The sequence below is a fragment of the Chryseobacterium sp. SIMBA_029 genome (genome assembly GCF_046535275.1).
In the GTDB taxonomy this organism is placed as follows: Bacteria; Bacteroidota; Bacteroidia; order Flavobacteriales; family Weeksellaceae; genus Chryseobacterium.
The window spans coordinates 261246-282418 of record NZ_JAWRXA010000007.1 but is presented as its reverse complement, the minus strand read 5'-3'; the positions used below and the strand labels follow the sequence as shown (position 1 = coordinate 282418).

Below are 21173 nucleotides of genomic sequence, written 5' to 3'. Positions count from 1 at the left end.
TAACAAAAAGACCTAGTACCAAAAAAGAATTAGAAAACAATCAAACGGAACAGTTCCCATACGACAAGACTACAAGCACGTAAATACAAACCCGCATAGAATTTGAGAAATGCACAAAAATTACTTTAAAAAAGATAAGAAATCAGTCATACGAGATATCCAATATTTACAACAAGGAGAAACAACAGGAGATAAGAATCACCAACAAGAGTAAATAAAAAATCCCCGGAGAAGTCCGGGGATAAAACTAATAACCATGAAAACTCAAACTAAACATGAGTCACTATACTACATTGAAAAAACATGCCAATATTTCCAACAAATTATATTTTAAGTTTTTTTTAATACAATCCATTTCAATAAAAGAAACTACCCTCACCTCAACGAACATTTCCTCAATAAAGAAAGTTATCCACTATGAAAATGCAAGTTATAAACATCACAAATAACTATAAATAAGATATATAATAAAGTTATCCACATTTTAACAAACACTAATCTTCTAAACAAAAATTCTTACAAAAAAGATAGGTAACGTGAAAATTTAATTCGTATGAAAAATATAGACATAAGAAACAGTCAGAATCTAGATGAAAAAAGAGTAAAAAAAAATCCCCGGACTTCTCCGAGGATAAAAACTAATAACCATGAAAACTCAAATTAAACATGAGTTGGATTCTTACATTGAAATATCGTGCCAAAGATTACTTTTTAACAATATTTTTTTTTCAATAATTCTTACCTTATATATAAAATTAACTTCGATTCTTAATAAAGAAAATATAATAAACTAACAATCAAACAACTATTTATATTATTTCATCTATTACCATTTAACCATATAGATTAGATATATTATATACAAAAAAAGACCCCCAATAAATGGAGGCCTCAAAAACACAAATGATGAAAAAAAAATTTTTATTTATATTAGAAATATAATTATCTATCATTAAATTCTATTCAAAACTACAATGTATTTTTTTTATATTTTATGACTGTACTCATAAAATATAATTTATTATATCAATACGCAGTAATCGGCAACTCCACACATACAATCTATTTTACAATCCTGCATATTAATAAAAAAAAGGATGCTGGTAAATTAAAAAAAATTCACATTTAATTATATCATCAACCTACCATATTAAATATTTGTGAAATATGATAAAATTTAAATATTTCACAGACATAACAGAAAACATATCATAAACTCAACTTCTACTTTAGAAAAAAGCAGCCCGAAAAACAGACAGAATCACAAAGCAACAGATTATCTACAAATTAAGGTATTAATATTAATAAATAATTATTAACAATCAATTCACATCAATAATACGTAAAAAATAAGAAAAAAATACAAAATACAGCATGATTAAAGGCATGTTTTTTAATTATTTTAATTCCTACTTTTATGAAATAATATTAATTCATAAAATTGTGATAAAAATTTCTGTACTTATAGCCAACTATAATAATGGAAAATATTTTACTGATTGTTATAACTCACTTCTCAGCCAGACGTATACAAACTGGGAAGTAATCATTGTTGATGATGCTTCTACCGATGATTCTGTTGAAGTCATTAAAAATATCATAAAAAATGATGATCGTTTCAAGTTATATCATAATCAGAAAAATAATGGCTGTGGCTTCACAAAAAGAGAATGCATGAAATATGCAGAGGGTGACATATGTGCCTATCTTGATCCTGATGATGCCATCTACAGTACAGCTCTGGAGACTTGTGCATTTGAGTTTGCAAAGAATACAGATATTGTAGCCTTGTACTCTCAAATGATGCTATGTGATGAAAATCTTACTCCAGATAAGGTTTTCGCCAATACAAAACAGATTTATAACAGCCGATACTTTTTCAACTGTCCAACTCAGTTTGCTCATTTCTTTGTGTTTAAAAAAGAAACCTATTTCAAAACATCCGGCATTAATGCAAACCTAAAAAGTGCAGTAGATCAGGATCTCTATTTGAAAATTCTCGAACATGGAGATGTAACGTTTGTTAAAGAGCCACTCTATCTGTATAGATTGCATTCTAATGGAATTTCGCAACACAGTTCCAAACAGACTGCAAAAGAATCTTTCGCCAAAGTTATTCATGAAACCATGAAAAGAAGAGGAATAAGAAAAATAAATAACAGAATAGTTCCTGATGATTATACCAACGCACAGGAAATTTATCAGTTGCTGAATTATCAGACCAACAAAGTACACCGCCTCATTAATAAGTTAAAACTTACATTAAATCTATAATCTGCTAGACTCCTCCATTGTGAGGAGTTTTTTATACTCTATTAGCTGAATCCATATCCAAAAGTCTTATTGATTATAATAAGAAAATCTCTTAATATTTCCACATAAAAACGGCCCCCTTTTCAGGAGGCCTAAAAACACAAATGATGAAAAAAATCTATTCAGAAAATCCGAACAGAATATTGTAAAAAGCTGCTATTTAATATTTTATTACATTTTCCCTAATATGGAAAATCATAACTGTAAAACAAAAAATTGGATGTATAATTTATTTTCCTGGAAATTAAGTTATAACCTAAAATAACAAGCGTTGATGAAACAAATAATTAATTTAAAAATAAATGATTACTGTAAATATCCAAACAATGTGAATAAAAAACTACCTACAATACCAAACTCATCAAAAAAATCCTCTATTGAAGAAGCGTAAATTTAGGTAAATATTTTATTTCCACAAAGTTATTCCTCCCAACTTATCGGAATATATACCGTGACATACCCGTCCGCATCCACCTGCGTATCCGATACTACTGCCGATACAGATCCGTAACCTACCCAGCCTCCTTGCCCCTGCATAGCAGAAAAAACATAAGTTCCCGCCGGAATACCTTCATAATATTGTGGAAGAGACTGAAAACCTCCGCTATAATAGGTGTCATAGGCAACACCGGTAGCGGTATCTGTAGCGATAAAACTTCCTACATCATAGTTCCCTGAAAGAATCTTTGTACCGCTTTTGGAAAGAAGTCCATAACGGATCTTATATGTTTTCACTTTTAAAGCCTCTTTTGATACGGCTGACTGGGCTGCAGGCTGAGATTCTACAAGCAATTCATCATCAGAAGAGCACGACATGGCCAGAGCTGACAATACTGTGAAGGCTATTGCCTTCAATGTTACATTTTTCATATTATTATAATTTGGTAGTTCAAAAATACCCAATTCATATGAATCAAATGAAAACTATTAATTAATATACAATTACATTCTGTACCTTTAGTCAATACCGTCCATTCCTGGCTTCAGACAAAATTCCATCCAGAATATTTTATCATTTTAAATGAGAGGTCAATGACATTTTAATTAAACTTTAACATTCTTTAACTAAAACTTGGCTTCATAATTGAAAATAATAGTAAAGATTTAGTTGCTTAACTGAATCTTACGTATTAAAATTTGAATTATGAAAAAGGTAGTATTAGCAGGTTTTATATCCGTCATGGTAATGACAGCCTGCAAAAAGGATAACCAGACGGCAGAAAAGTCTCTGGAACAGCAGAAAATTGAATTTCAGGCCAGACAGCTTGACATAGAAAAACAAAAGCTGGCTATTGAAAAAGAAAGAATTGTGTATGAAGCACAAAAAAAAGCAGACAGTATAGTAGCAGATAAAAAAACAAAATCTGTTGCAGAAAATAATTCAAGACCACAGGTAATAAGAGAAACCAAAACCGTTTACAGAGATAGGGAATCCAGTTCAAATTCCAGTAATGGAACTTACGCCAATAATGGCAGTAGCAGCAGTACCGCTTCCCAGGGTACTACCAAGAAAAAAGGAATGAGTAAAGCTGCAAAAGGAACTATCATAGGAACGGTAGGTGGAGCCGCAGCAGGAGCCATTATCAGTAAAAATAACAGAGGCCTTGGTGCCGTAATAGGCGGTGTTGTAGGTGGTGCTACCGGATATACAATCGGTAGAGCAGGTGACAGAAAAGACGGAAGAGTACAACCCAAATAATTAATATTTTCAGAAAGAATAAAAGATTGCTTATTTTTAGGCAATCTTTTTTTATGATCTTATTACTCCTTTCTTCCATTTTTATCATCCCGGCCTTAATGGGCATAGGGAAACTTGTGGAACATTTTCTAGGCTCTTTATATCCCGGGATTTCAGGGAATATAATATCCGGAATAGTAGGAATCAGTTTGATCTGGTCTATACTTGCATTTTTTTTTCCGCTGAATATCTACATCGAAATTCCAACCGTCCTGATAGGATTTTTATATTTTTTTAAAGAAAAATTATTCCTAAACCTCTATCATTTTTCAAAAAAAGAGCGTCTTCTAGCCCTAAGCATCATTCTTATCATTGCATTTTGCAGTTCTTATTATCCTTATATATTAGACCATTTTGGATATTATGTCCCCACCATTCAATGGCTGACGGAATATGGCCTGGTAAAAGGAATCTCCAACCTGGATCTTACATTGGGACAGATGTCGATATGGCATATTTTCCAGGCAGGATTTTCGAATTTCTCAGATCCCTTTTTGAGAATAAATGCTGTTATATTGATCATTTACACCATATATATCATAGAAAAGAAAAGCTGGATCCAGCTGTGTTTTCTTCCTGTACTCCTCTTATTTTCCCAATCACCAAGCCCGGACCTTCCCGTGATCGTCTTTTCACTTATCTTATTAAATGAAATAGTATCCGGAAACAGAAAAACAAGTCTGTTATTTGGATTTTCAATTTTTGTATTTGCCATCAAACCTACGATGATATGGCTCCCGATACTAAGCTTCCTCTACTCTATTCTGATCGTAAAATCAAATGTCAAAAGTTTATTTTTTGGAGGGGCAGTCCTGCTTTTATTCTTTGTAAAAAATATCTGGACATTCGGGTATCCTATTTTTCCGGTTTCAGTAATCGATCTGGGAATAAGCTGGAAACCTAATCCCGAAATTTTACAAAAGTCGTCTCAATACGCGATCTTAAAAACGTACGATATGCAGTACAGTTATCAGGAAATTCAAAATTTTTCCTGGTGGGAATATGCTAAAAACTGGCTGCTTTTACATGGAATAAAATCGAAGATCAATATTCTCTTTATCCTCAGTTTATTAGTATTCACCATTTTTGCTTTCCTCAAAAAAAACAAGATGGTTACCCTTATTCTGATATCTATTCTTATTAAAAGTATCCTTGTCCTTTTATTCTCCGCGCAATACAGGTTCTTTATCGATGTATTTTTTGTGATCTTTTTTGTCCTGTTTTTTAAACAGCTTAATAAAACAACTTCAATCGCTGCTTTTTCAGGATTAAGTATTGTTCTTATCATGTTTCTAACCTTTCCCAGCCTTCTTCAGCAGTATCTTCCAAGTTTCAGATTGGGAAGCTTTATGGGTCCGTTTGAAAAAAAACAATTGTACAGCCCTTCAGTCTATCATTATAACAGTTTTGATTCGTTTAAGACAGGCAACTTAAAATTCAATGTTTCAAAAAATTATCCATATAATTTTGATACTCCTGTCCCTGCAATTTCCCGAAGCTATATTATAGATGATATTCACGCAGGCATTTTTCCTCAATATATAGATGAAAAAAATGTCAAAAAAGGATTTATCTGGAAAAAGCTGACTTCCAAACAGATAAAAGATGCCCAAAACATTATTTATAGTATCAAAAACACTCATTAATAGAACAAATTCCGAAACTTTCTTATCTGAAGAAAAAAAAGTAATTTTGTACTATGTTCAATACTTTAGGTAATCTTCTCAGTCTTACAACATTTGGAGAAAGTCACGGTGTGGCTTATGGTGGAATCATTAATAATTTCCCGGCAGGTTTAACGGTTGATTTCGATAAAATTCAATATGAATTGAATCGCAGAAAACCCGGACAGTCAGCTATTGTCACACAAAGAAAAGAAAGTGATACAGTAAAATTTCTTTCGGGAATCTTTGAAGGAAAAACTACCGGTACTCCCATTGGTTTTATCATCGAAAACGAAAATCAGAAATCAAAAGACTATGATCATATCGCCGATTCTTATCGCCCGAGTCATGCAGACTTTACATATGATCAAAAATTTGGAGTAAGAGACTATCGCGGAGGCGGAAAATCTTCGGCCAGAGAAACCATCAACTGGGTCGTAGCAGGTGCACTTGCAAAACAATTGTTATCAGACATTGAAATCAATGCCTATGTATCTTCTGTGGGTGAAATCTTTTGTGAAAAACCATATCAGGCTTTAGATTTTTCGAAAACTGAAAGTAATGAAGTTCGTTGCCCGGATACTGAAACTGCTGAAAAAATGATTTCTAAAATTAAGGAAATCAAAAAAGAAGGGAACACAATTGGAGGAACCATTACCTGTGTCATTAAAAATGTTCCTGTAGGTATTGGCGAACCAATTTTCTCCAAACTACAGGCTGAACTGGCAAAAGCAATGCTGAACATCAACGCATGTAAAGGCTTCGAATACGGCAGCGGTTTTTGTGGAGCAAAAATGACGGGAAAAGAGCATAACGATGCCTTTAATACAGATTTTACGACACAATCTAACCTTTCGGGGGGAATCCAGGGAGGTATTTCCAATGGAATGGATATTTATTTCCGTACCGCTTTCAAACCTGTAGCTACGATTTTAAGACCCCAGGAAAGTGTAGATAAATATGGAAACCCTGTTATTGTAGAAGGAAAAGGCCGTCATGACCCATGTGTAGTTCCGAGAGCTGTTCCTGTGGTAGAAAGCTTAGCTGCATTCGTACTGGCTGATCTGTTTCTGATCAACAAAACAAGAAATATAAATAATTTTTAACCTAATATTTAGTATGAAAAATTACTGGGACCAGGGAATTTCTTTTGAAAAATATATAGATATCGCAAAAGAAAGATTAGAAAATCCATCTAATCAGCAAGAAGCAGAGTATAAGCAATACTATGAATTGGGACTTCAGAGAATGGACAGAACACTGAAAAAGTATGTTCCGGATGAAGAACAGTTGAAAGAACTGGCATCAAAAAATTTTGACGGTAAAATTTTAATCATTTCTGAAGCATGGTGTGGAGATGCAAGCGCAACAGTACCTGCACTATTCACTTTTTTTAAAAACCATAACGAAGTCAGAATTTTCCTGAGAGACAGTGATAAAAGCTTAATCAACCAGTTTTTAACAAACGGGACGGAATCAATCCCGAAAGTAATTATTTTAGATCAAGATTTTAATATAAAGAATTCCTGGGGACCCCGTCCAAAACAGGGACATGAATTACTCATGAAGCATAAAGCCGATCCTGAAGGATATCCAAAAGATAATTTCTACAACGACCTGCAATTGTATTATGCTAAAAACAGAGGTAAGGATGCCGTTCAGGAAATTTTAGAATTGTTATAATATGATAAATTTGATGCAGCATACAACAACACTAAAGAATAAATCATGAAAAAAAATATCATCTACTTTGTATTGATCATCATTATTGGTGTTATTGCTTTTGTTCCGGGTGTAAAAGATTTCTTAAGAGATCAGTTTTTCCCAGTGGCAGCTATTGAAAAAGCTGTGCATATAAGTGAAGAAGATTATGATATCGAATTAAAGGGAATTAATGCGCCCAGTACCAATCTTAAAAACTTTAAAAATAAACCTGTCTTTTTAAATTTCTGGGGAACCTGGTGCCCGCCATGCAGAAAAGAATGGCCTACCATCCAGAAGCTGTATGATACCCGCAAAGGAAATGTAGATTTTGTACTGATTGCGATGAATGATCAGGAAGAAGCCGTAAGAAAATTTTTAAAAGATAATAATTATACCGTTCCTGTATATATCGCACAAAGCCCAATTTCTGAAAACCTGTTACCAAAAGCTTTTCCTACTACGTTTTTATTAGACAAAACAGGTAGAATTTTAATCAAGGAAGATGCCTATAGAGACTGGAATACAGAATCTGTACATCAGTTTATCGATAACATTGTTAAATAAGTTTAACTAAATTTTATCATGAATTGGTATAAAATTTGCGAAATTTACAGCATTGGAACTTTATTTTAAAACCAAACACAAAATGAAATATTCAAAATTAAATTTAGCAAAAGAAGCAATCAGCCATAAGGGCTTCGTAAAAAAGATCCCAGACATTTTCAGAATGGTAAGAATGTGGAAAAAAGGAATCTATCCTATAAAATCCATTGACATTATTCTTCCACTTTTAGGAATTCTGTATGTGATTTCTCCCATAGATCTTCTTCCGGAAGTCGCAGTACCGGTATTAGGAGTTTTAGATGACTTAGCAGTTCTATCTTTAACAATTCCTAAGTTGGTCAAAGAGGTTGACAAATTTCTCCTTTGGGAAGCTGAACAAAAATACAGCGGCATCACTAAAGTAATAGATGCCGAAATTATAAAATAATAGTATATCCCTACTATTTCAAGCCATTCCAGTGTATACTGAAATGGCTTTTTTGTGAGAAAATGATGATAAATTTTTAAGCCTTATTTCAAATCGTTAAATTTGCAATATCTAATAAAAAATAATGGAAAGTAAAAAAGAGTTCTTTTTAGAGTGCTACAAGCTGGGCATCATTAAATTCGGAAGGTTTACCTTAAAAAGCGGTATTGAAAGTCCGTTTTATGTAGATTTAAGACCGCTGGCTTCAGATCCTAAGATCTTAAAAAATCTCGCTAATTATTTATTGGAAATGCTTCCTTTAGATAATTTTGATTTAATCTGTGGGGTTCCTTATGCCGCACTTCCAATGGCTACAGCCATGTCGCTGGAAAGCTACATTCCATTAATTATTAAAAGAAAAGAAGCGAAAGACTACGGTACCAAAAAAATGATTGAAGGAATTTACCAGAAGGGACAAAACTGTCTGTTGGTAGAGGATGTGATCACTTCCGGAAAATCTCTGTTAGAAACCATTCCGGAGATCGAACAGGAAGACCTTAATGTTTCTGATATCGTTGTGGTACTAGACAGAGAGCAGGGTGGAAAACAATTGCTGGAAAGTAAGGGCTACAGAGTTCATACGCTTTTCAATATTTCAGAAGTCTGCACCATCCTTCAGGAAACCGGAGATCTTTCTGAAGAAGAAGTAAAAAGAATTCAGGATTTCCTTTTGGGAAACCATATCCAGTTTGAAGAAAAAACAAGATGTTCTTATGAACAGAAATTAACACAGGCTCAACATTCGGTTTCAAAAAAATTGTTAGAAACAGCGTTGGCAAAAAAATCAAATCTGATTGCTTCTGCAGATGTTACCACTACGCAGGAATTATTGGATCTTGCTGATAAAGTAGGCCCTCATATTATTGCATTAAAAACGCACATCGATATTATCTCCGATTTCGAATACGAAAAAACAATCACTCCATTGAAAGAATTGGCGGCAAAACACCAGTTCTTACTAATGGAAGACCGAAAATTTGCAGATATCGGAAATACTCAGGAACTTCAGTTTACAAGCGGAGTTTTTAAAATTACAGACTGGGCAGATTTTGTAACCTCACAGGTTATCGGAGGTTTTGAATCTTTAGACTGTTTCAAGAATGTAGGTGTTGTAGCCATTATCGGAATGTCTTCCAAAGGAACTTTAACGACCAACAATTACCGTGAAGAAGCACTTAAAGTGGCTTTATCACATCCTAATGTTATTGGCGGGGTTTCCCAGAATCCAATTCCGGATGATATCTTATTATTCACTCCGGGAGTCAACTTGGCAGATTCAGGAGATGGAAAGGGACAACAGTACAATACTCCAGAGCATGTTTTCAAAACCCTTCATACGGATTTCATCATTGTAGGAAGAGGAATTTATAAATCTGAGAATCCGGAAGCTGCCGCTGTAGCCTATAAAAACGAAGGTTGGAACGCCTATATGAATTCTTTATAAAAAAAAGGAATTCCGAACTAAAATCTTAAGAAATATATTCAAAATAAGTTATATTTGGGCTTTATCAGGAATATTGAAAAAGATCAGCATTTGCCTTATTTTGTTTTGGGGAGTTGTACAGGTTTCTGCACAAAAAGACAGTATATATATTGAAGCTAAATTATCTTCAGACAAAAAAATACTGGAAATTAATCAGGAGCTTATATATTACAACCACTCTGACAAAGAGGTAAACAACATAAAACTTTTAAACTGGGTTTCAGCTTATAACAAGAGAGGAACATCATTGGTCTACCGGAAACTGGAAGACCGCAGCAGCGACCTGCATTTTGCAAAACAGGAACAGCTCGGCAAACTTTTGGAATTGGATATTAAGAATTCCGAAAGCCAGCCCGTTGTGGTGGAAAATATTACGGACCAGAATCTTTTTCTTCCTTTGTCTAAAGCTTTACAACCAGGCGAAAGCATCAAACTGCAATTGCATTACAGGATGCAGCTTCCTGACCAGAAATTTACCGGTTATGGAACATCCGATAGAAACGTTGCCTTAAAATACTTCTTTATTGTTCCGGATCATTTTGATCCGGACAATATTTCCAAAAGAAGCTATAACGATATCGAGGAATCCGTCAACTTCAATACCTATTGGACAGTTAATTTTGATCTGCCGGTTAATCATTTTATTGACAGCAACCTGCCTCAGATTCAAATGAATGCCTTCAAAGGATATCTGGATTCTGATCCTGAATTTTTAATCACTCAAAACGAATTTCCTTCTATCAAAATCAATACGGGAGGCATCCATACCGAAATTAAATTCGGATATAATTTAAAACCTGAAGAAAAGGAGAATCTGGAATTTTATCTTCCTTTACACCTTCAGTTTATTAAAGAAAAAATAGGTTTTGTTCCGGATAGGATTTTTATTTCTGATAAGTTCAGGGCGAAAGAGGATTTTTTTGGAAATAATGACATCAGCTTCTGGAAATTCAGGTTTCAATTATTTAATGATGCGGAAAAAACCGATATGGATTATTTTGGGATTATTGCTAAAAAAATCCTGGATGAAAGCATTATCGCTGATAAACAAAACGATCATTGGTTTAAAAATGGACTAAAATCTTATCTTGAGATTCAGTATCTGCAAAAATTTTACGCAGACACCAAACTTCTGGGAAGTCTGCCTGAAAACAGTATTTTTGGGATTAAGCCTTTAAAATTATTCCATGCTTCAAAAGTTAAGCTGCTTGACCGATATGGTTTGGCATATCAATACATCATGTCCCAGAATCTGGATCAGAAAATTGATGAAGACTTTACAGCATTGAGTAATTTCAATGATATGGCGATCAGCAGTTTTGAAACAGGAAGTCTGTTCAATTATTCAGCGGAAAAAATGGGGTATGAAAATTTCAATGCGATAGTAAAAGATTACATTGCCCAAAACACAGACAAACAGGTTAATCCAAGAGATTTTCTAAAAAAAATTGCAGAGAAGGACAAGGCAACGACTTATTTAACACATTTCCTGGAACAGAAAAACAGGGTTAACTTTAGTCTGAAAAATTACAAAAAAGATGGCGATTCACTTCACATCAACATCGCAAGAAATACGGATACTGCTATTCCTGTAAAGCTGGAAACCCAAACACGGGAAGGAGAAAGAAAGACCTTCTGGATAGAAACGGAAGAGAATGAAAAGATCAAAAATGTATCTCTTCCTGCCTCTGAAGACGTTTATAAAATTACATTAAATAACGATTATATATTTCCTGAAGCGAATTATCGTGACAATTTTCTGTATGCAAAAGGCTTATTTTCACATGCAAAAAAAATCAAATTTAAATTTATAAAAGATATTCCGAACCCTGAATACAATGAAATTTACATAAACCCCAGAGTACGTTTTAACAATACGTATGATAAGTTTCTTTTTGGAGTGAATTTTAAAAACCAGTCTTTATTTGATCAGAAGTTCCTCTACTCTATTACCCCGACCTACAGCTCAGGGACAGGAAAACTAACCGGTTCGGGTTCGGTATCCTACTCTTTTTTACCGGCTGAAAGTGTTATCCGAAGTCTGACTTTTGGTATTTCAGGTTCTTATTTCCATTATGATTATGGGCTTGCTTATCGAAAGGGATCTTTATTTTCCAATATCAATTTCAGAAAAAACCCTAGAAGTACAGTAAGCAGAGGGATTGGGCTATCCTATAATTATTTTGAAAGAGACCTGAGTCCTCTTATGGTTGCCAACAAAGATTATGGAAAATATAACCTTTGGAGTGTCGGATATGGATATAGCGACAGCCAGATGATCCATGAAAAAAGCTTAAGCATAAGTACCCAGGGCATGGAAGACTTTAATAAAATAACCGCTGAAGGTTTTTACAGATGGGAATTTGCACCTAAGCAAAAGCTCAGCCTGCGTGTATTTGCAGGATATTTTGCAAGAAACGAGACCCGGAATAGCATGTTTAATTATGGAATTTCCAGAGTTTCAAACTATTCTTTTTCTTATAATCTTCTAGGTGAAAGTGCCAACAGTGGTATTCTTTCGCAACAGTTTATTCTGGCAGATGGTGGTTTTAAATCATTCATTCCCGGAAGTGTTAATCAGTGGATTACCTCTTTTAATGTAGATTCAAGTGTCTGGAAGATATTCCATGTGTATGCAGATGCCGGAATTTATAAAAATAAAAACCGCCCTACCGAATTTATATGGGATAGTGGGATCAAAGTAAAATTAATTCCTGATTTCCTTGAAATTTATTTTCCAGTGCAGTCGTCATTAGGCTTTGAGCCTTCATTTAAAGATTATGCCAGAAGAATCAGATATACGCTTGTCATTAATCTGGGTGCCGTTATTAATGCTGCCAGACGCGGATGGTATTAAAAAAGGGAACAATTGTAAATACAATTGTTCCCTTAGCAAAATTATTTTGAAAACTAATCTTTTACAATTCTTTGAGAAACCGGCTCATTATTAATGGTTCCGGTAACAATATAATCTCCTTTCCGTACTCCCGTAACATCTAGAGTAGAAACTGCATTTTTAGTAGATTTTTTTACCACCTGTCCGTATTTATCAAACACTTTCACGTCTTTAACTTCTGTCACGAAATTAATTACATTATTTTTAATAAAAGCATTCTCTACAAAAGCAGATTCCATATTTTGATTATCTACTACAGCTTGCGTATTCCCTAAAGAATTAACCGGTTGTACTGTTGATACTACAAAATCAGTCTTATTATCATTGTTATCCTCAGCTATTCTTTTTATCGCTACAGTACCATTCAGCGATGGTGCCGGACCGCTCCCTTCAAATTGGTTGGCTATTGGTCCATATCCTACAAAATCCAGAATATGATCTCCTGTTGGTCCTGTAACCATTATTGTATTACCAACCAAAGCAATTTTCCCTGAAGCGGCTAGTACTATTCCTTTAGAAGGATTAAGTGTACCATTAAAATTAATCACATCGGTTGGTGCAAAATCGGCAGCAGGAAAATCAACATCATCCTCATTACTTACTGCTTCCTTAATTAGGTAGGATTGTCCCGGACCTAAAGTAAGGGTTGGCAAAGTATGATATTGAGTAAAATTACCTCCTTCCGGTGCATATTGTAATGTTGCTCCCGACAATGAAGCTGAAAACGCCCCTATATTTTTTAATAGTATGTAATTATTCTTTACTATTGATTCTGAATTTCCACTTCCTCTATATAGTTCACTAATGACAATTTGTGCATTAACAGATGAACTGATTAATATTAATCCAATAATAGTAAATATTTTCTTCATATCTATATAATCTTTGCGTTATTTAATAAAAAACATCAAAAACAATACCACAACATTAAAAACAATATAAAAAATAATAGCAATTTCTATTAATACATCAAAAAAAATAAATATTTTTAGATATTATATGTAATAAAGACAAACTATAATTCGCTTATCACAAAAAAATCCAGCCATTTCAATGAAATGGCTGGATGATATCTAAAAAAGAATTTATAGATTAGTCTTTTAAAATCTTCTGAGAAACCGGCTCGTTGTTTACGATACCTGTTACGATATAGTTTCCTTTTGCCAGTTCAGAAACATTTAATGTTCCATTTTCTTTTACAGAAGCTGTTTTTACAATCTGTCCAAACATATTGTAAACTTTTACATCTTTAGCATTGGCTCCAAAAGTGATTTCGCTGTTTTTTACAAAAGTATTTTTAACGAAACTTCCTTTTACATTTTTTACATCAGAAACAGCTAGTGTAGAATTAAAAACTCTTGCTACTAAGTTACTTATAGAAATATTTCCCGTTCCAGACGTAGCATTTCCGGCTTGTCTGATTGCAACTCCACCAATCGTAGTTGAAGCAGTTCCTGTTCCTAAAGCATTAGTAAGAAGAGGTTGAGAATTGATTTGTAATGTTGCCGTATTAGTTGCAGGAGTCACTGAATTATCAACAATATAGGTTACTGTAATATTTGCAGGTGTACCATACGGAATCTCAGTACCATACGTAGGAGCTGGCGCCGGAGAGCCTGCACCATTATTCAAGACTCCTAAAGTATAGCCTGTAGTAGAACCTTTCGCATATAGTCTAGCATTAAAATTTCCAGGAGAAGTCCCGGATGTAACAGTAAACATTAAAAAATATTCACCTGCAGTCGTTAAACCTGTAGCACTGGCAATATTTATTGTAGCAGAATAATCAGCTTTACTAATAACACCAGGAGAAAGCGTAAATGGTGCTGTAAATGCTTTATTAGCATCTTCTGAATTACCAGCTACTAAATTAACAGATGTTCCATTTGAAGTTAATTGTCCTGCTGTTCCACTATGTGAAGTCCATCCATTGGCTGTAAGAGCTCCAGTATAACTAAAGTTATCAGTTAGTACCGTCGTTTGTGCATTTATAAAACTAATAGCAGATGCTATCCCCAAAACAGTAAAAATCTTTTTCATAAAGTAAAGTTTTAAATTTATGATATAAAATTACGAAAAAACCGTCACTTTATTAAAATGACGGTGTAGAATTAACAAATTGTTAAAGTTTATTTTTTTATAATTTTCTCTGAAACCGCTTTTCCAGCTACATTTCCAGTGACAATATAAATCCCCTTCTGGAGATCAGCGATATTTAATACTCCGTTTTCAGAAACTGAAGCTGTTTTTAATAACTGTCCAGCAACAGAATAAATTTTCACCTCTGATTTTACTCCGAAATGAATTTCACTATCCACTGAAGTAGTTTTAACAAAAACTTTTTTAGAAGCAGCATTTTCAGTTGTTGCTAATGAAGTAGACGGTTGAGGCGTTAAAGAAAAATCATCAATTGCTAAACCATCATCTGTTCCAGCAACATTTACATCTACAAATCTAATCCAGAAATTCTGTCCTGCCGCAATACTTAATGCTGTAACAGTGGAAGTCAATGTTGTTCTGTAAGCCGCAGCATTTCCATCTCTAAGACCTGCAGTTCCTGTAATTTCATTACTGTTATATGTTAAAGCAGTAACAGGTGTCCATGTTCCTGTAGTTAAAGAAGTCGCGTTGGTACTGATTTCAAAAGTAATCTGATCGTTGATACCTCTCGTTACATCTCCCATCCTCCACTGTTCACCTGTATATGATATCAACAATTGAGTAATGGTACTTCCTGTATCATTTTTAAACTGAGCTCCCCATCTGGAAAGTAAAGTACCACTTGCAATCGATCCCAATGCTCTATCAGTACTGCTGGTAGCACCAAAGCTATAGGTATCTCCAGAATTTATAGAACCCGTACTTACAGTATATGTCGTATTCGCATTACTTCCTGTCTCTGAAATACTCCAACCTGCAAGACTACCTGTTAACGTGGTAGAAGCGGTAGAACCTGTACTTGCCAGTCCATCAAAGTTTTGAGTATATGCTGTATTAAGTGCAGGTAAACTAATTTGTGCAAAAGCCAAGCTTGCTAAACCAACTAAAGCTAAAGAATAAAATTTTCTCATAATTCAAAATTTAAATAATTAATAATTTCTACGGCAAAAATAGCAGTATTTTTTCCTATCATACAATAATTAGATTAATTTTCTGTTAATAATGCTAAAACCCTTCCCGTTAACATTTTTTAGCTATTTTTACGAATTATTTTAAAAAAACTTGCGGAATTCTATTCTTCTTCTTATTTTCTTTTTCATGGGCATATTTTCGGGTAGCGCACAGATATTCTCATGGAAAAATCCCAACCTTCCCAAGGACACTATAAAGAAAGACAGTATTCTTGCTGCTAGGCTTGAACAGGACATTTTCGCAAAAGATACTTTAGACTTTGTCAGAACCAATAATAAAATAATCATCGATGAAGCTGTACTCGCCAAAAACGATAAAAAAAGATTTCTGGGAGAGCTTAATTCCAAAGGTTCCATTATCCGTGGGATCACATTTGGTAACAATCAGGGACAGTCTGTACAAAGTTCAATGGATCTTCAGATCTCCGGGAGGCTTTCCAAAGATGTTACCATTTTAGCAAGTATTTCAGACCATAACCTTCCTATTCAGGCTGATGGATATACACAGACCCTGGAAGAGTTTGATAAGATCTATATGCAGCTTAATATTAAGGATAAATCTATCCTTAGAGCAGGACATCTTGATCTGGTAGAATCTAAAAACTATTTTGCCAAATACCAAAGGCGAAGTATGGGACTTGAGTTTCAGACAGAATTTGGAAAAGAAAATAAAACCTTTGTGGATGTCTCTATGGGAGTTGCCCGAAGTGAATTCCACAGAGTCCGTTTTCAGGGGGTTGAGGGTAACCAGGGACCTTATCGTTTAACGGGAAAAAACGGGGAACAATTCATTACCCTAATCTCCGGATCTGAACAGGTTTTCATTGATGGTATTTTAATGAAACGTGGGGAAAATCAGGATTACGTCATTAATTACAACACGGGTGAAGTAACTTTCACCAGTTTCCGTCCCATTTTCCAGCAGAATTTTATCACTATTTCTTATAATTACGCCAATAGAAATTATTCAAGATATTTATTCACGGGAAAGCTTGAACATCAAAGAGAAAAATTAAAAGTCGGATTAAGCTGGTTCATGGAAAATGACAATAAAAATGCACCGCTCTCACTGAATTTATCAAAAGAAGACGAACAGATATTGGCCAATGCGGGCAACGATCCCAACTTAATGTATGCGCCCTCTGGTGTGGTTACAGAGTATGATGTAAATAAAATCTTATACCGTCTGAATCCTAATGGAAATTTTTACGAATTTTCAACTGATGCAGCACAAACCCTGTACCAGGTTTCTTTTACTTATTTTGGCGTTAACCTCGGAGACTACAAAATTACACAAACCACTAATAACGGACGTGTTTTTGAATACGTAGGCCCTAATATGGGAGACTATAGAGCGGTACGGAAGCTTCCTTCCCCTCAAAAATCTCAGGTATATTCCGTTAATTCTGAATACCTGTTAAAAGATGGAAAAATAGGCGCTGATTTCTCTCTGAGTAATTATGATCTTAATTTATTTTCATCAAAAGATTCCGATCAAAATATGGGATATGCATTTCGTATTTTCGGGAATAAAACGCTTACCAAAAACAAATGGAAAGGTACTCCAAGCTTTGAATATCAATATATAGACAAGCAGTTTCATATTTTAGACCGAATTAATGACGTAGAATTCTCCAGGGATTTTAACTTAGCTCAGGAATTCAGTCAAAGAACCCAAAACAGGTTTACGTTCAGCTTCCTTAATAAATGGAATAATACCTCTACCTTAAATTACCGTGTCAATTATTTGGATGAACAGGATTCGTACAAGGGACTTAAAAATGATCTTGATTTCAGCTGGATAAAAAATAAATTTCTGACAAAAGGAAATCTGTCTTATCTTAATACTAATGCGACCCTTCAAGACACTAAATTTATCCGTGGTGGAGTTTCTACAGAGTATACCGGCAAAAAAGGAAGTTGGGCACTCGGTGGAAGCATGGAGCATAATGAGAAAAAGTACAATGATACCCAGTTGATGGATGTGAGCAGCTTCAGCTGGAAAGAACTTTTTGTGCAAAAGAAAATCGGAGACAGTACAAGAACGAAATTATTGGCTAAAGTCTATATGAGAGATAACGACTCTGTACGTGACAATAAGCTCCAAAATATGAATAATATTCTGGGGATTATGGCCGAAAGTCAATTGATCAAAACTGAAAAAACAACCCTAAACGTTTTAGTTCATTATAGAAAATTCTTTTATCAGGCTGACAATGCCACCGATGTAACCAGAAATAATGATTTCGTAGTCGGAAATATCCTCTATAATCAGCAGCTTTTTAGAAACGGAATGCGCCTGCAGGCTTTTTATGAACTTGGAAACGGACAGGAAGCACAACGGGAATTCCAATATCTCAAAGTAACGGATGGACAGGGGATTTATAAATGGACTGATTATAACGGAGACGGCATCCAGCAGCTCGATGAATTCGAGATTGCGGAGTATTCTGATCTAGCACAATATATCAGGGTGTACACCAATTCTGTGCGGTACATTCCATCCAATAAAAACAAAATACAGCTGGCTCTATTTGTGAATCCAGCAATTGTCCTCAACTCAGAAAATTCATTTTTAAAGCGCTGGAACTTTAATATTTCATTGAATTCCCAAAATTCATTTTATAAAAAAGACAAAGTATTGGTCCTGAATCCATTTGAAAAAAATGCAGACCAGATCCTTAAAAACCAAAATATCTTAGCTTCCATCCAGTTTAATCCGACAGAAAAATCTGGCTGGAACGGAAATTATCGTTTTATTTCCAATGATAATCTTATCAATGCCAATTTCAGCAATGAAGAACGCGAACAGACTTCTCATTTCCTGAATATCGGGTATTGGTTTAATAAGGAATTCAGGGTTGACTGGGAGAATTCAGTGCATGATCTCAAAAATTCTTCACAGCTTTTTGCCACAAGAGATTATCGTTTGAATAATTTTGAAACGAAACCTAAGGCCACTTATAAATTCACAGATGCAATTCAGGCAGAGCTTTCCTCTGCTTTCAGACAAAAACAAAGAGTCGACGGTGAAGAGCTTCTGAAAGCATTTGATATTACGGGAACCATCCAGTGGGAACGTAGAAAAACGTCTATCAGAGGGAACTTTTCTTTCATCAATAACAATTTCAATGGAAATAACTTCAGTATTGTAGGAAACCAAATGCTAGACGGATTAAAACCAGGGAAAAACCAGGTTTGGAGTGTATTCATTCAACAGGCCATTAACTCTTTCCTTCAATTGAATTTAAATTATGAAGGCAGAAATTCCGGTGACAGAACCATCCACATTGGAAGTATGCAGGTGAAAGCCAGTTTCTAAACTACCGATAATCAAAGAATTAATTATTCCAACTAGACATAAAAATTATTCCTGAAAAGAGTTTGCACTAGTCATTTCAGAATTTCGTAAATTTGCACCATGGTAAAAATAGGCAACATACAACTGCCGGAATTTCCGCTTTTGTTAGCTCCGATGGAAGACGTTAGCGATCCGCCGTTCAGACGCTTATGCAAAATGCATGGTGCAGATTTGATGTATTCAGAATTTATTTCTTCTGAAGGCTTAATTCGTGATGCGATGAAAAGCCGTAAAAAGCTCGATATTTTTGATTACGAAAGACCTGTAGGGATTCAGATTTTTGGTGGAGATGAGGAAGCGATGGCCATGTCTGCAAGAATTGTAGAGACGGTAAATCCAGATTTGGTTGACATTAACTTTGGATGTCCGGTAAAAAAAGTAGTATGTAAAGGAGCAGGAGCAGGAGTTTTGAAAGATATTGATCTTATGGTGCGCCTTACAAAGGCTGTTGTAAGCTCTACCCATCTACCGGTTACTGTTAAAACCCGTTTAGGCTGGGACAGTAACTCTATCAATATTGATGAAGTAGCAGAACGTCTTCAGGAAACAGGAATTAAAGCATTGACCATTCATGCCAGAACCCGCGGACAAATGTACAAAGGGGAAGCAGATTGGGAGCATATTTCAAGAATCAAACAAAATCCTAATATTGAAATTCCAATTTTTGGAAATGGGGATATTGACTCGCCTGAAAAAGCATTGGAATACAAACAGAAATATGCATGTGACGGTATTATGATAGGCCGCGCTGCTATTGGTTATCCATGGATTTTCAATGAAATCAAACATTTCTTTGCAACGGGTGAACGCCTTGCTGCACCTACCATTTCAGACCGCTTGCTGGCTGTACGCCAACATGCCGAATGGAGCGCAGAATGGAAGGGTGAAAAATTAGGTCTTATTGAAATGAGACAGCACTACAGTAACTATTTCCGTGGAGTTCCACATTTCAAAGATTTTAGAAAGAAATTCCTTGAAGTCTTTACTTTGGAAGAAATGGATGTATTGATTAAAGAAACCCAAAGGTTCTACGAAGAATATCAAGCACAGTTATAAATAATAAAACCATCAGGATTCTGATGGTTTTATTGTATGTGTGTATAGTTTCTTTAGTATCCTTCTGAAGTGGATTGATTTTTAATTAATGCTAATGCAGAGGAAGTTCCGATTCTCTTTACCCCCAGGTTGATCATTTTTTCAGCATCTTCCGGAGTTCTCACACCGCCTGCCGCTTTTACAGGAAGTCTTCCTGCATGATCAAGCATAATCTTTATCCCTTCGAATGTAGCTCCATTTGGTTTTCCATCAGCAGTTTCATAGAAACCGGTTGATGATTTTACAAATATATTAGCGACTTTATCGCTAAAATTTTCTTCTGCCCAATTGGAAATGTTTTTAGTAAGATCAGCAATTTCCGGATCTATTAAAGCCGCAATTTCAATAATCCATTTTACTATTTTGTGGTGCTTCAGGCATAGTTCGGTACAGGTAACGAATTCTTTCTTTACCAATTCCAGATCACCTTTTAAATAAGCTTGATAATTAATAACAAAATCTAATTCATCAGCTCCGTCTTCAATAGCTTTTAAGGCTTCTGTAAGCTTCTCGTCAATAGAATTTGTACCTTCATGAAAACCTATTACAGTTCCCACCACAACATTTGAATTTCTTTCCTGAATATACTTCTTAATATCAGATACGTAATCCGGGCGTATCATCACAGCAAAAATATTGCTATCAATTGCTACTTGAGCAAGATCTTTATTTATCTGTAATGTTTCTTCATTTGACAATCCTGATTGTGCAGGAGTCTTCAAATAGGTTGAATCCAAATATTGGGCAATGTTCATATC

At 34.7% G+C, this 21173-nt stretch carries 16 protein-coding genes; 11 read left to right on the top strand and 5 right to left on the bottom strand.

Features of this window, described 5'->3' with window-relative positions; all coding sequences use genetic code 11:
• Positions 1-1443: 1443 nt before the first annotated feature.
• Positions 1444-2274, top strand: a complete 831-nt coding sequence (locus SB679_RS14940; RefSeq protein WP_410703083.1) for a glycosyltransferase family 2 protein — start codon at positions 1444-1446, stop codon at positions 2272-2274.
• 459 nt (positions 2275-2733) lie between these two features.
• On the opposite strand, the gene SB679_RS14935 is transcribed toward SB679_RS14940, so the two are convergent.
• Positions 2734-3183, bottom strand: a complete 450-nt coding sequence (locus tag SB679_RS14935) for a hypothetical protein (RefSeq protein ID WP_410703082.1) — start codon at positions 3181-3183, stop codon at positions 2734-2736.
• 274 nt (positions 3184-3457) lie between these two features.
• On the opposite strand from SB679_RS14935, the gene SB679_RS14930 reads away from it, so the two are divergent.
• The 8 genes from SB679_RS14930 (at position 3458) to SB679_RS14895 (ending at position 12789) form a co-directional block, all read left to right on the top strand.
• Positions 3458-4012, top strand: a complete 555-nt coding sequence (locus tag SB679_RS14930; RefSeq protein WP_410703081.1) for a YMGG-like glycine zipper-containing protein — start codon at positions 3458-3460, stop codon at positions 4010-4012.
• A 53-nt stretch (positions 4013-4065) separates the two neighbouring features.
• Positions 4066-5697 (top strand): LIC_10190 family membrane protein, encoded by a 1632-nt coding sequence (locus SB679_RS14925; RefSeq protein ID WP_410703080.1) that lies wholly within the window; start codon positions 4066-4068, stop codon positions 5695-5697.
• Positions 5698-5750: 53 nt separating this feature from the next.
• On the top strand, positions 5751-6821 hold the full coding sequence (aroC, locus tag SB679_RS14920; RefSeq protein ID WP_410703079.1) for a chorismate synthase: 1071 nt from the start codon (positions 5751-5753) through the stop codon (positions 6819-6821).
• Positions 6822-6834: 13 nt separating this feature from the next.
• Complete coding sequence (locus SB679_RS14915) at positions 6835-7398, top strand: thioredoxin family protein (protein ID WP_410703078.1); 564 nt, start codon at positions 6835-6837, stop codon at positions 7396-7398.
• Positions 7399-7443: 45 nt separating this feature from the next.
• Positions 7444-7983, top strand: coding sequence for a TlpA family protein disulfide reductase (locus tag SB679_RS14910; RefSeq protein WP_410703077.1), 540 nt, complete (start codon positions 7444-7446; stop codon positions 7981-7983).
• A gap of 82 nt (positions 7984-8065) precedes the next feature.
• Complete coding sequence (locus SB679_RS14905; RefSeq protein ID WP_410703076.1) at positions 8066-8410, top strand: YkvA family protein; 345 nt, start codon at positions 8066-8068, stop codon at positions 8408-8410.
• A 124-nt stretch (positions 8411-8534) separates the two neighbouring features.
• Complete coding sequence (gene pyrF / locus SB679_RS14900; protein ID WP_410703075.1) at positions 8535-9893, top strand: orotidine-5'-phosphate decarboxylase; 1359 nt, start codon at positions 8535-8537, stop codon at positions 9891-9893.
• A gap of 73 nt (positions 9894-9966) precedes the next feature.
• On the top strand, positions 9967-12789 hold the full coding sequence (locus SB679_RS14895) for an aminopeptidase (RefSeq protein ID WP_410703074.1): 2823 nt from the start codon (positions 9967-9969) through the stop codon (positions 12787-12789).
• A 53-nt stretch (positions 12790-12842) separates the two neighbouring features.
• On the opposite strand, the gene SB679_RS14890 is transcribed toward SB679_RS14895, so the two are convergent.
• The 3 genes from SB679_RS14890 to SB679_RS14880 form a co-directional block, all read right to left on the bottom strand.
• On the bottom strand, positions 12843-13700 hold the full coding sequence (locus tag SB679_RS14890) for a nuclease (RefSeq protein WP_410703073.1): 858 nt from the start codon (positions 13698-13700) through the stop codon (positions 12843-12845).
• A 220-nt stretch (positions 13701-13920) separates the two neighbouring features.
• Positions 13921-14868, bottom strand: a complete 948-nt coding sequence (locus SB679_RS14885; protein ID WP_410703072.1) for a T9SS type A sorting domain-containing protein — start codon at positions 14866-14868, stop codon at positions 13921-13923.
• An 89-nt stretch (positions 14869-14957) separates the two neighbouring features.
• On the bottom strand, positions 14958-15899 hold the full coding sequence (locus SB679_RS14880; RefSeq protein WP_410703071.1) for a T9SS type A sorting domain-containing protein: 942 nt from the start codon (positions 15897-15899) through the stop codon (positions 14958-14960).
• Between the two features lie 187 nt (positions 15900-16086).
• On the opposite strand from SB679_RS14880, the gene SB679_RS14875 reads away from it, so the two are divergent.
• Both SB679_RS14875 and dusB read left to right on the top strand, forming a co-directional pair.
• On the top strand, positions 16087-19281 hold the full coding sequence (locus tag SB679_RS14875; protein ID WP_410703070.1) for a hypothetical protein: 3195 nt from the start codon (positions 16087-16089) through the stop codon (positions 19279-19281).
• Between the two features lie 99 nt (positions 19282-19380).
• Positions 19381-20376, top strand: a complete 996-nt coding sequence (gene dusB / locus SB679_RS14870) for a tRNA dihydrouridine synthase DusB (RefSeq protein WP_317741059.1) — start codon at positions 19381-19383, stop codon at positions 20374-20376.
• 53 nt (positions 20377-20429) lie between these two features.
• On the opposite strand, the gene deoC is transcribed toward dusB, so the two are convergent.
• Complete coding sequence (gene deoC / locus SB679_RS14865; RefSeq protein WP_410703069.1) at positions 20430-21170, bottom strand: deoxyribose-phosphate aldolase; 741 nt, start codon at positions 21168-21170, stop codon at positions 20430-20432.
• Between the last annotated feature and the right edge of the window lie 3 nt (positions 21171-21173).

Coding starts and splice junctions, on each gene's coding strand:
- deoC (WP_410703069.1), bottom strand. CDS start 21,170: ATGAACATTGCCCAATATTTGGATTCAACCTATTTGAAGACTCCTGCA.
- SB679_RS14915 (WP_410703078.1), top strand. CDS start 6,835: ATGAAAAATTACTGGGACCAGGGAATTTCTTTTGAAAAATATATAGAT.
- SB679_RS14890 (WP_410703073.1), bottom strand. CDS start 13,700: ATGAAGAAAATATTTACTATTATTGGATTAATATTAATCAGTTCATCT.
- SB679_RS14925 (WP_410703080.1), top strand. CDS start 4,066: ATGATCTTATTACTCCTTTCTTCCATTTTTATCATCCCGGCCTTAATG.
- SB679_RS14905 (WP_410703076.1), top strand. CDS start 8,066: ATGAAATATTCAAAATTAAATTTAGCAAAAGAAGCAATCAGCCATAAG.
- SB679_RS14910 (WP_410703077.1), top strand. CDS start 7,444: ATGAAAAAAAATATCATCTACTTTGTATTGATCATCATTATTGGTGTT.
- SB679_RS14875 (WP_410703070.1), top strand. CDS start 16,087: ATGGGCATATTTTCGGGTAGCGCACAGATATTCTCATGGAAAAATCCC.
- pyrF (WP_410703075.1), top strand. CDS start 8,535: ATGGAAAGTAAAAAAGAGTTCTTTTTAGAGTGCTACAAGCTGGGCATC.
- dusB (WP_317741059.1), top strand. CDS start 19,381: ATGGTAAAAATAGGCAACATACAACTGCCGGAATTTCCGCTTTTGTTA.
- SB679_RS14885 (WP_410703072.1), bottom strand. CDS start 14,868: ATGAAAAAGATTTTTACTGTTTTGGGGATAGCATCTGCTATTAGTTTT.
- SB679_RS14930 (WP_410703081.1), top strand. CDS start 3,458: ATGAAAAAGGTAGTATTAGCAGGTTTTATATCCGTCATGGTAATGACA.
- SB679_RS14880 (WP_410703071.1), bottom strand. CDS start 15,899: ATGAGAAAATTTTATTCTTTAGCTTTAGTTGGTTTAGCAAGCTTGGCT.
- SB679_RS14935 (WP_410703082.1), bottom strand. CDS start 3,183: ATGAAAAATGTAACATTGAAGGCAATAGCCTTCACAGTATTGTCAGCT.
- aroC (WP_410703079.1), top strand. CDS start 5,751: ATGTTCAATACTTTAGGTAATCTTCTCAGTCTTACAACATTTGGAGAA.